The 10601-nt window shown below is 64.7% G+C and carries 11 protein-coding genes; 6 read left to right on the top strand and 5 right to left on the bottom strand.

Going from position 1 to position 10601, the window contains the following annotated elements:
• Positions 1-141 precede the first annotated feature (141 nt).
• The 5 genes from ACIP1G_RS31515 to ACIP1G_RS31535 all read right to left on the bottom strand — a co-directional run bounded on the left by ACIP1G_RS31515 (position 142) and on the right by ACIP1G_RS31535 (position 3288).
• Positions 142-1194, bottom strand: coding sequence for a DUF1615 domain-containing protein (locus tag ACIP1G_RS31515; RefSeq protein WP_400744438.1), 1053 nt, complete (start codon positions 1192-1194; stop codon positions 142-144).
• A 26-nt stretch (positions 1195-1220) separates the two neighbouring features.
• Positions 1221-1772 carry a hydrolase gene (locus ACIP1G_RS31520; RefSeq protein ID WP_400744441.1) on the bottom strand — a complete coding sequence of 184 codons (552 nt, stop codon included), beginning with the start codon at positions 1770-1772 and terminating at the stop codon, positions 1221-1223.
• Between the two features lie 57 nt (positions 1773-1829).
• Positions 1830-2549: a thioesterase II family protein gene (locus tag ACIP1G_RS31525; RefSeq protein ID WP_400744444.1), complete on the bottom strand. Its 720-nt coding sequence runs from the start codon at positions 2547-2549 to the stop codon at positions 1830-1832.
• Entirely contained in the window at positions 2546-2767 is a 222-nt protein-coding gene (locus ACIP1G_RS31530; protein WP_003256222.1) for an MbtH family protein, read from the bottom strand. The genes ACIP1G_RS31525 and ACIP1G_RS31530 overlap by 4 nt, the downstream gene beginning before the upstream one ends.
• A 119-nt stretch (positions 2768-2886) precedes the next feature.
• On the bottom strand, positions 2887-3288 hold the full coding sequence (locus ACIP1G_RS31535; protein ID WP_400744448.1) for a hypothetical protein: 402 nt from the start codon (positions 3286-3288) through the stop codon (positions 2887-2889).
• Between the two features lie 366 nt (positions 3289-3654).
• On the opposite strand from ACIP1G_RS31535, the gene purU reads away from it, so the two are divergent.
• The 6 genes from purU to ACIP1G_RS31565 are packed head-to-tail and all read left to right on the top strand — an operon-like array spanning position 3655 to position 10476.
• Positions 3655-4521 (top strand): formyltetrahydrofolate deformylase, encoded by an 867-nt coding sequence (purU, locus tag ACIP1G_RS31540; RefSeq protein ID WP_400744451.1) that lies wholly within the window; start codon positions 3655-3657, stop codon positions 4519-4521.
• Complete coding sequence (gene folD, locus ACIP1G_RS31545; RefSeq protein ID WP_400744454.1) at positions 4518-5429, top strand: bifunctional methylenetetrahydrofolate dehydrogenase/methenyltetrahydrofolate cyclohydrolase FolD; 912 nt, start codon at positions 4518-4520, stop codon at positions 5427-5429. Before purU ends, folD begins: the two co-directional genes overlap by 4 nt.
• A complete protein-coding gene (locus ACIP1G_RS31550; protein WP_400744457.1) occupies positions 5411-6652 on the top strand; it encodes an FAD-dependent oxidoreductase in 1242 nt (413 codons plus the stop codon). The genes folD and ACIP1G_RS31550 overlap by 19 nt, the downstream gene beginning before the upstream one ends.
• A 12-nt stretch (positions 6653-6664) precedes the next feature.
• Positions 6665-6970, top strand: a complete 306-nt coding sequence (locus ACIP1G_RS31555) for a sarcosine oxidase subunit delta (protein ID WP_400744460.1) — start codon at positions 6665-6667, stop codon at positions 6968-6970.
• Complete coding sequence (locus ACIP1G_RS31560; RefSeq protein WP_400744463.1) at positions 6967-9870, top strand: FAD-dependent oxidoreductase; 2904 nt, start codon at positions 6967-6969, stop codon at positions 9868-9870. The genes ACIP1G_RS31555 and ACIP1G_RS31560 overlap by 4 nt, the downstream gene beginning before the upstream one ends.
• A 3-nt stretch (positions 9871-9873) precedes the next feature.
• On the top strand, positions 9874-10476 hold the full coding sequence (locus ACIP1G_RS31565) for a sarcosine oxidase (protein ID WP_400744465.1): 603 nt from the start codon (positions 9874-9876) through the stop codon (positions 10474-10476).
• The last annotated feature ends 125 nt before the right edge of the window (positions 10477-10601 follow it).

Below are 10601 nucleotides of genomic sequence, written 5' to 3' on the forward strand. Positions count from 1 at the left end.
CGCGGTCCCTGTAGGAGCGGCCTTGTGTCGCGATGGGCTGCGCAGCAGCCCCAAATGTACCTCGAAATCCCCGGGGCTGCTGCGCAGCCCATCGCGACACAAGGCCGCTCCTACAAGGTACTCATAGCCGGTGACTGAAAGTTACCGCTTCAGGCACCGCTTATAACGCTCATCCACCCGCCCGGCAAACCACGCCGTGGTCAGCTTGCGGGTGATCTTCGGGCTCTTCAGCTCAATCCCCGGCAACACCGCCCGTGGCACCGGTTTGCCAGCTGCAGCATCGGCCAGGGCAAACACCCCGCTGTACAGCTTGCTGTCCTCGAACGCCAAACTGTCGCCCTCCTCCAGTTGGCTGCGAATCTGCGGATTACGCAACCCAAGCTTCCCCCCCAGCTTGCGCGCGGCCAGTTCGGTGGTACCCGGCATGATCGCCCCAGGCGCCACCAGGTCGCCGTCCAGCGCCAGCTTCACCCCCGTCGCCTTGCTCAGTGCCGCCTGGAACGCCGCGTTGCGGCTGGCGTACCAACCGGCGTTGAAATCGGCAAAGCGGTACAGCTTGCGGTCGTAGCTGACCGGATAGCCCAACAGGTGAGCGATACCAAAGTACATGCCGCCGCGCCGGGTGAACACTTCCTGGCGGATGCTGCCATTGCGGCTATAGGGGTAATCCTGCGCATGCTTTTCGGCGAAGTCGATGCTGACCTGCATCGGCCCGCCGGTGTGCACCGGGTTGAGCCCGCCGAGCAGGGTCTTGCCCATGGGCACCCCGGCAATGACTTCGTCGTACAGTTCGCTCAGCTGTTTCTCGCTGCGCACCGCCTGCAAGCGCTGCTGGTAGCTCTGGCCGTTGCCCGAAGGTGCCTTCAGTGCACCGTCGACCAGCAGCTTGGGGATATGCAGGCGCGCGGCGCGGCGGTCGATTTCCTCGCGGGCAATGCGCCCCAGGTTGGGCACCTGCGGGTCGGCGTTGAAGGTCGATTCCTGCTCGGTCACCGCCAGCACCGCGCACAGGTTGCTTTTGCTGGCGGCAATGCGCTGAGCGGCGAACGCCACCTGGATGTCGCGTGCCCAGCCCTCACGGTCCTTTGTCTGGGTGGGCAACAGCCGCAGCAGTTGCGCGCGGACCTTGGCCGGGTCCGCTTCGGGTGCTTCTTCACGGCGCCCGGCGCAGCCTTGCAGCAGCGCCAGGGCCATCAACCCGGCAGCCAGTAACCGGCCGTTCAGGGCTGTTCACCGACCAGGTAGGTTTTGCTGATGTGGCGGAACAGCGGGTGGCCGGCACTACCCATCAGTTCGAACAGCACCATCTCGCGGGTCACCACCTGCGCCCCGCCGGCTCGCATGCGCGCCAGCCCCGCTGCCTTGCTCGCCGGGGTGCGGCTGTCGCAGGCATCCTCGACCACGAACACCTGCTTGCCCAACGCCAGCAGGCCAAGCACGGTCTGCAGCACGCAGACGTGGGTTTCCATACCGCAGACGATCACTTGCTCACGCGCCATCAAGCTGGGCGGCAGGCACTCGGCGGCCACGCAGGAAAAATGGCTTTTCTCCACCACCTCGGCGGCCGGTGTGGCGGCCAGCAGCTCCGCCAGGGTATGGCCAAGGCCCTTGGGGTACTGCTCGGAAATCACCGTCGGCAGCTCCAGCTCGGCAGTCGCCGCCAGCAGCCAGCGGGCCTGCGCCCGAGTACCTTCGGGGTCGCTCATGGCGCCGATGAGTTTTTCCTGGATGTCGACGACCAGCAGCGTGGCCTTGTGTGGATCAATCAGCATTGTCTGCCCCTTGCCTGGGTAAAGCCCTAGCCTCCCCCAGGCAAGCGGTGACGTCAATCAGGCTGTCAGCCGCAGCGGTTGCAGCGATGCGGTCAGTGCGTCGAGCACGCGGTCTTCATGTTCATGGATGAAGAAGTGGCCACCGGGGAACATCTGCAGCGAAAACTTGCCATGGGTTTCTTTACCCCAGGCCTGCAGTTGTTCATCGTTGGCCCGGTCATCGGTGCCACCCAGCACATGCAGCGGGCACTTCAGGGCCGGCCGCTGACGGTAGGCGTAGGTACCGCACAGCAGAAAATCGGCGCGCAGGGTCGGCAGGGTGAGGCTCATCAACTCGGCATTGGCCAGCACTTCCTCGGGCGTGCCCTGAAGCTCGCGCAACTCGCTGATCAGTTCGGCGTCGCTTTTAGGCTCGCGCCAGTTCTTGCCATCGTAATCCTCGCGCCGGGTCGGTGCCGCCGTACCGCAGGCGAACAACGCCAGCGGCGCCTGGCAGCCCAGCGCTTGCAGCTCGTGGGCCAATTCGAAAGCCAGTAATGCGCCCAGGCTGTGGCCGAGCAACGCGTACGGCGCACTGGCCGCCAGGCGCTGCTCGTTGGCCAGTTGCCGGGCCAGCGCCTGCATGTCGGTGTGCAGTGGCTCGGCCATACGCGCACCGCGCCCGGGCAGCTCGACCGGGCGTACCTGCAACCACGCCGGCAGCTTGCGCCGCCAGCGGCTGTAGACCATGGCGCTGGCACCGGAGTACGGCAGGCACAGCAGGTTCAGCGCGGTCACTGGGCGGCGGCTTCAGCCATTTTCTGGCGCAGGCTCAGCGGGCGCATGTCGGTCCAGACTTCATCGATGTAAGCCAGGCAGTCCTTCTTCAGGCCGCTTTTGCCTACCGCACGCCAGCCGTTGGGGATGGCTTTGTAGTCGGGCCAGATCGAGTACTGCTCTTCGTGGTTGACCACTACCTGGAACTGGATATCGTCGCGGTCGAAAACGGAAGTCATTGCCTGTCTCCTTGAATGATGAGTGCCGCTGCGGGCTTGGCGCAGGGGGGCTTTCAAGTAGACGTAGGGTATGACGAAAAAATTAGTAGGCCGCTCCAGGGATCGAGACGGGGCTGCCATCAGGCATCCCGCAACAGGTCGTGGGTATCAAGCAGCCGGAAGGCCACCTGCGGATTACGCTCCAGCCCCCGCCGGATAGCCGCCGGGATAGATTGCCGGGTCTTGCGGCACAGCCCGGGCTGGTCGTCCAGTTCGATGACGATGCCGCGCATGGTCCGTACTTCGTTGAAGCCAGGGGCAATGTGCACGCGGATGCCGAGGTTTTCGTACAGGCGTTGCTGCAGGCGCTGCAGGTCTTCCAGGTCCTTGAGGTTTTCCAGGCGTTCGAGCAGGCGTTTTTCTTCCTGGCGGGTCAGCAGGAGGATGCGCTGGGCTGTCTGCGGGTGGTCGGCCAGGTGTTCGCGGCCACAAATGCAGGCGCCAGGGGGGCAAGGTTGGCGCAAAGGTGGAGAGCTGGTCATGGAGCAAGCATAGCCAGTTTTTGCTTCAGCCTGTAGCGGCCCTATCGCGGACCTGTAGGAGCGGCCTTGTGTCGCGAAAGGGCTGCGAAGCAGCCCTAGGGTTTCAGCGCAGATGCACAAATTGCTGGGGCTGCTGTGCAGCCCTTTCGCGACACAAGGCCGCTCCTACAAAAGCCCGCTGGCTGCAAAAAACTTTCCTGTCAGGATAAAAAAATTCATAAAGCTCTGGACCGCCACCCCTCACTTCGCCTATAAATCGCCTAAAGGAAATTTATATTCCTATCAAGAAACACCCCTTCGCTTATCGCGAAGCCTCTTTTGCCCTTGTGCCCGACCTGCCCCACTCCATCACGAGGCCTATCCGACATGCACCCCGCTCCCGATCACTTCATCCTGCGCGTCAGTTGCCCGGCCGTGTCCGGCATCGTCGCGGCGGTGACCACCTACCTGGCCGAGCACGGTTGCTACATCAGCGAGATGGCGCAGTTCGACGACGAGGACAACGGGCGCTTTTTCATGCGCGCGGTGTTCCGCTACAACACCGGTACCACGGGTGACACGCCGCAGCTGGAAGCCGGCTTCAGCGATGTCGCCCAGCGCTTCGACATGCAGTGGAGCCTGCACAGCAGCGCCCGGCCGATGCGCGTGCTGCTGATGGTGAGCAAGTTCGACCACTGCCTGTCCGACCTGCTGTACCGGCATGCCAAGGGCGAGCTGGACATGCAGATCACCGCCGTGGTCTCCAACCACCTCGACCTGCGCCCGATGGCCGAGCGCCAGGGCATCCGCTTTGTCTACCTGCCGGTCACGAAGGAAACCAAGGCAGAACAGGAAGCCGCGCTGCTGCGCATCGTCGAGGACACCGGCACCGAACTGGTGGTGCTGGCGCGCTACATGCAGATCCTCTCTGACGACCTGTGCCGCCAACTGTCGGGCCGGGCGATCAATATCCACCACTCGTTCCTGCCTGGTTTCAAGGGCGCCAAACCTTATCACCAGGCCTACCAGCGCGGGGTCAAGCTGATTGGCGCCACCGCCCACTACGTGACCAGCGACCTCGACGAAGGGCCGATCATCGAGCAGGAAGTGCAGCGCGTGGACCACGCCTACGCCCCGGACGACCTGGTGGCCATCGGCCGCGACACCGAGACCATCGCCTTGTCCCGCGCCGTGAAGTACCACCTCGAACACCGGGTGTTCCTTAACCACGACCGCACGGTGATCTTCAAATGAACGCCATTCCCAGCGTCAAGTTGATCGACGGCAAGGCCACGGCGGCGCGGGTGCTGGCCGAGGTGCGCGAACAAGTGCAACAGCTGCGCGAAGGCGGTGTGCAACCGGGCCTGGCCGTGGTGCTGGTAGGCGCCGATGCCGCCAGCCAGGTGTACGTGCGCAACAAAGTGCTGCGCGCCGAAGAAGTGGGTATCCGCTCGCTGGAACGTCGCCTGCCCGCCGACACCACCCAGACCGAACTGCTGACCCTGATCGAGCGCCTGAACCGCGATACAGAGGTCAACGGCATCCTGGTGCAACTACCTTTGCCCAATCACATCGACGAGCATCGCGTGTTGCAGGCCATCAACCCGCTCAAGGACGTGGACGGTTTCCACAGCGAGAACGTCGGCGGCCTGGCCCAAGGCCGCGACGTGCTCACCCCATGCACGCCCAGCGGATGCATGCGCCTGCTGCGGGATGCCTGTGGCGAGCTGCGTGGCAAGCATGCCGTGGTGGTCGGCCGTTCGAACATCGTCGGCAAACCTATGGCGGCGCTGCTGCTGCAGGCTGATTGCACAGTGACCTTGGTGCACTCGCGCAGCCAAGACCTGCCGGCGCTGTGCCGCCAGGCCGACATTCTGGTAGCCGCGGTGGGCAAGCCTCGACTGATTGGTGCCGACTGGCTCAAGCCCGGCGCAGTGGTGATCGACGTCGGCATCAACCGCATCGATGAGGGCGGCCACAGCCGCCTGGTCGGCGATGTCGACTTCGCCGCCGCCTTGCCCCAGGTGGCCGGTATCACCCCGGTGCCCGGTGGCGTCGGCCCGATGACCATCGCCTACCTGATGAAAAACACTTTGCTCGCCCTCGACCTGCAGCAACAGGCCGCCCACCAGGAGCGCACCGCATGCCTTTCGCCCTGCTGAAATACGGCCTGAGCGCCGACTACCCGGTGGAGGTCGACTTGCCGCCACCGTGCGAACTCAAGCCGCGCTATGACGTGGTGATCATCGGCGCCGGCGGCCACGGCCTGGCCATCGCCTACTACCTGGCCAAGTACCACGGCGTAACCAACGTCGCCGTGCTGGAAAAGGCCTACCTGGGTGGCGGCAATACCGCGCGTAACACGGCGGTGATCCGCTCCAACTACCTGACCTCCGAAGGCGTGCGCTTCTACGCTGAATCGGTGCGCATGTTCCAGAACCTGTCGAACGAGTTCGACTTCAACATCATGTACTCCGAGCGCGGCCAACTGACCCTGGCGCACACCGACGCCACTGTGCGCGCCTTCCGCCAGCGCGCCGAGGTCAACAAGCACTTCGGTGGCCGTACCGAAATGATCGACCGCCAGCAGATCCGCGAGCTGGTGCCCAGCCTGAACCTGGACCCCGGCCACCTGCCGGTGCTGGCCGGCCTGTGGCATATCGACGGCGCCACCGCGCGCCACGACGCGGTAGCCTGGGGCTACGCCAAGCAGGCGGCCAAGCGCGGTGTGGAAATCCACCAGCTGACCGAAGTGCAGGACCTGCTGATTCGCAATGGCCGCATCGAAGCGGTGAAGACCAACCGCGGCACCGTGCAATGCGGCTGCGTGGTGCAGGCGGTGGCCGGAGCCAGCTCGCTGCTGATGGCCAAGGCCGGCATCCGTGCGCCGATCCATACCTACCCGCTGCAGGCCATGGTTACCCAGCCGTTCAAACCGTTCCTCGACCCGCTGGTGAGCTCGTCGGCACTGCACTGCTACGTGCAGCAGACCAGCCGTGGCGAGATTGTCTTCGGCGGCGGCTCCGACCCTTACCCGCTGTACAACACCCGCTCCACCCTCGACCTTAAGGAAAGCCTGCTGGCCCACGCCATCGAGATGTTCCCGTTCATGGCCAACGCCAAGCTGATGCGCCAGTGGGCCGGGATGACCGACATGACCCCGGACTACAGCCCGATCATGGGCCTGTCGCCGGTCGACAACTATTACCTGGACGCCGGCTGGGGCACCTGGGGCTTCAAGGCCACCCCAATCTGCGGCAAGACCATGGCCGAGCTGGTCGCCAGCGGCGGCAAGGTACCCGAGCTGATCGCGCCATTCGCCCTGGAGCGCTTCAGCCGCTTCCAGCAAGTCAACGAAATGGGCGCCACCGCGGCCAGCCACTAGGAGCACACGACGATGAAGATCCTGACCTGCCCCTTGAACGGCCCGCGCAACATCAGCGAGTTCACCTACGGCGGCGAATTCAAGCACATGCCCGACCCGGCCAACTGCAGCGACATCGAATGGGCCGACTATGTGTTCAACAGCGACAACCTGGCCGGGGTAGTGCTGGAGTGGTGGCTGCACAACGCCTCCAGCTACTGGTTCCTGGCCGAGCGCCACACCGTCAGTGACCAGGTGCTGCGCACCTTCGACCCCAAAGAGCTGTTCGACCGCCGCGTCGACTTTGCCCCAACCGCCACACCGGAGATTGCCGGATGAACAGCCACACTCGCCTCCCCGCGCCCATGGGCCTGCTGATCGACCGCGAGCGGCCCCTGCGTTTCCAGTTCGACGGCCAGGCCTGTTCGGGTTTTGCCGGTGACACCATCGCCAGTGTCCTGCTCGGCAACGGCCGCTGGTTGCTGTCGCGCTCGTTCAAGTACCACCGCCCACGCGGCCCACTGAGCATGGCCGGGCAGGATGCCAACACCCTGGTGCAACTGCCGGACGAGCCCAATGTGCTGGCCGACCTGGAGGCTGCTCGTGATGGCCAGGTGGCCGAGGGGCAGAACTTCAACGGCAGCCTGGAGCACGACCGCGATGCCTACCTGGGCAAGTTCTCACGCTTCATGCCGGTGGGCTTCTATTACCGCTCGTTCTACAAGCCCAAGGGCATGTGGAAGGTGTGGGAGCCGCTGATCCGCAAGAAGGCTGGCCTGGGCGTGCTCGACCTCGGCTTCAAGCCGCAGTACTACGACAAGGCTTATCTGTTTGTTGATGTGGCCGTTATCGGCGCCGGCCCGGCGGGCCTGCGTGCGGCGCTGGACGCAGCCAATGCCGGGGCCAAGGTGTTGCTGATCGAGCAGCAGCCCGTACTGGGCGGCTCGCTCACCTACGCCCGCTTCGACATTGCCGGCACCCGTGGCGCCAGCCTGCGCCAGGAGCTGCTGGCTGCCGTCGAGGGCCACCCGAACATCCAGGTATTGTTGGAGGCCACCTGCAACGGCTGGTTCACCGACAACTACCTGCCGGTGATTCAGCACAAGCGCCTGTACAAGGTGCGCGCCAACCGCTGCGTGGTGGCGGCCGGTTCGTTCGACCAGCCGGTGGTGTTCCGCAACAACGACCTGCCGGGCGTAATCCTGACCAGCGCCGCCCAGCGGCTGATGAAGCTTTACGCGGTCAAGCCAGGCCAGCGCGCGGTAATCCTGACCGGCCACGATGACGGCTACCTGGCCGCGCTCGATTTGCAGGAGCAAGGCGTGGCCGTGGCGGCGGTGGTCGACATGCGTGCCGCGCCGGCCGATGCGGCGCTGGCCGCCGAACTGAAGCGCCGCGATATCCCCGTGCACCTGGGCAGCACCGTGTACGAGGCGCTGCACGATGCCGGCATGCGCCATGTCAGTGGCGTGGACATTCGTCCGATCACCGGCCAGGGCAAGGTCGGCCCGCATGGCCTGCGCCTGGCCTGTGACCTGCTGTGCATGTCGGCGGGCTACATGCCGGTGTACCAGTTGCTGTGCCAGGCCGGCGGCAAGCTGGCCTATGACGTCAACCGCGATGAGTTTGCCATCAGCAACCTGCCGGCCGGGCTGGATATCGCCGGTTCCGTGAATGGCCGTCACGCGCTGGCCAACGTGCTGGCCGACGCCACACGCGGGGCTGCCGAAGCAGTGGCAGCGCTGGGCCTTGAAGCACCGGCGCTGCCAGTGTTCAGCGCCGAAGCCAAGGTCAACTTCCCGTGGCCGATCTTCCCCCACCCCAAAGGCAAGGATTTCGTCGACTTCGACGAAGACCTGCAAGTGCGCGACATCGTCAACGCCACCCGTAGCGGCTACCGCGACGTGCAGTTGGTCAAGCGCTTTTCCACGGTCGGCATGGGCCCGTCCCAGGGTCGCCACTCGGCGCTGCCTACCGCGCGCCTGGTGGCCCATGCTACTGGCCGCAGCATCAGCGAAACCGGGGTGACCACCGCCCGCCCCCCCTTCCAGGCAGAAAAGCTGGCGCATGTCGCTGGCCGCGCCTTCGACCCGTACCGGCAAACGCCAATGCACCGTCGCCACGTGCAAGCTGGGGCGAAAATGATGCCTGCCGGTATCTGGCAGCGCCCGGCCTATTACGGCAAGCCTGAGGACCGCGAGCGCTGCATGCAGGAAGAGGCCCGCCATGTGCGCGAGAAAGTCGGCCTGATCGACGTCTCCACCCTCGGCGGCCTCGATGTACGCGGGCCGGATTCCGCTGAGCTGCTGGAGCGCCTGTATACCTTCGGCTTCGCCAAACTGGCCATCGGTCGCACCCGTTACGCGCTGATGACCAACGAGCATGGCGTTGTGATCGACGATGGCGTCTGTGCCCGCCTGGGCGAGCAGCACTTCTACGTGAGCGCCACCACCAGCGGTGTCGACCGCATCTACCAGCAGATGCTGAAGTGGAACGCGCAATGGCGCCTGGACGTGGACATCACCAACGTCACTGCCGCGCTGGCCGCGGTCAACCTGGCCGGGCCGCTGTCACGCCAGGTGCTGGCCAAGGTGTGTGATGACGTGGACCTGAAGGCCGAGGCCTTCCCTTACCTCGGCGTGCGCCAGGGCAAGGTGGCTGGCATTGCGGCACGCATCCTTCGGGTCGGCTTTGTCGGTGAACTGGGCTATGAAATACACGTACCGGCGCGCCACGCTGAACGCCTGTGGGATGCCTTGATGCAGGCCGGCGCCGGGTTGGGCATTCGTCCGTTTGGCGTCGAGACCCAGCGCCTGCTGCGCCTGGAAAAAGGCCATGTGATCATCAGCCAGGACACCGACGGCATGACCCACCCGGCAGAGATCGACATGCAGTGGGCCATTGGCCGCAAGAAGCCGTTCTTTGTCGGCAAGCGTTCGATCGAAATTCTTGAAGCGCAGCCGCTCAAGCGCAAGCTGGTCGGTTTCACCTTGCCCAAGGGCAGCCCAAAACCACTGGAAGGCCACCTGGTACTGGATGGGCCAGACATCAGTGGCAACGTCACCTCCTGCGAGTATTCGCAAACCCTGGGGCAGATCATCGGCCTGGCGTATGCCGGCGCCCACCAGGCCACGCCCGGCATGCACATCCCGATCCGCGTGGAAGGCGGCGTGATGGTCAATGCCAAGGTGGTGCCACTGCCGTTCCACGACCCCGACAACCTGCGCCAGGAGCTCTGAGCCATGACCAGTTTGCAAGCCGAAGCGTTTGTTCCTCGCAGCCCGCGGGCTGAGCTGTTGCACACCTGTGCGTTGACTGACCTGACCGAGTTGGCGCGGGTTGGGTTCCGTGGCGGTGACAGCGCTGCCTACCTGCAGAAACGTGGCTACCGTTTGCCGTCGTTACCCAACCAGGCCGTGCGCCAGGAAGAGGGTGGCTGGGTAGCGCGGTTGTCGCAGACCGAATACCTGCTGCTGGGCAGCCTGGCCGATGACGGGGCCAGGGTGGCGGGCGAAGAGGCCGAGTGGGTGCAGGATGCCCAACGCAATTACCTGCTGCCGCGCCAGGACAGCCATGCCTGGCTGCAGTTGTCGGGGGGGCATGCCAGTGCGGTGATGGCCAAGCTGTGCGGGGTGGATTTGCGTGCCGAGGCGTTTCCGGTTGGGGCGGTGGCGCAGACCTCGGCGGCGCGGATCAATGTGATTGTGGTGAATGTGGGCAGTGATCAGCGGCCGGCGCTGCAGTTGCTGTTCGATCGGGCATCGCTGGCGTATTTCCGCGAGGCGGTGCTGGATGCCATGGGTGAGTTTGATGGCGGGTGGGTTGGGGTGGATAAGTTGATGTAATCACCTGTACCGGCCTCTTCGCGGGTAAACCCGCTTGTATGGTGATACTTGAAGGGGTGGTGGGACGAAAAAGCCGATTCTGACTGTTCACAGCAGTACAGACCGTGGGAGACATCGCCCCACCC

The sequence above is a fragment of the Pseudomonas sp. NPDC089392 genome, from assembly GCF_044749595.1.
GTDB lineage: Bacteria > Pseudomonadota > Gammaproteobacteria > Pseudomonadales > Pseudomonadaceae > Aquipseudomonas.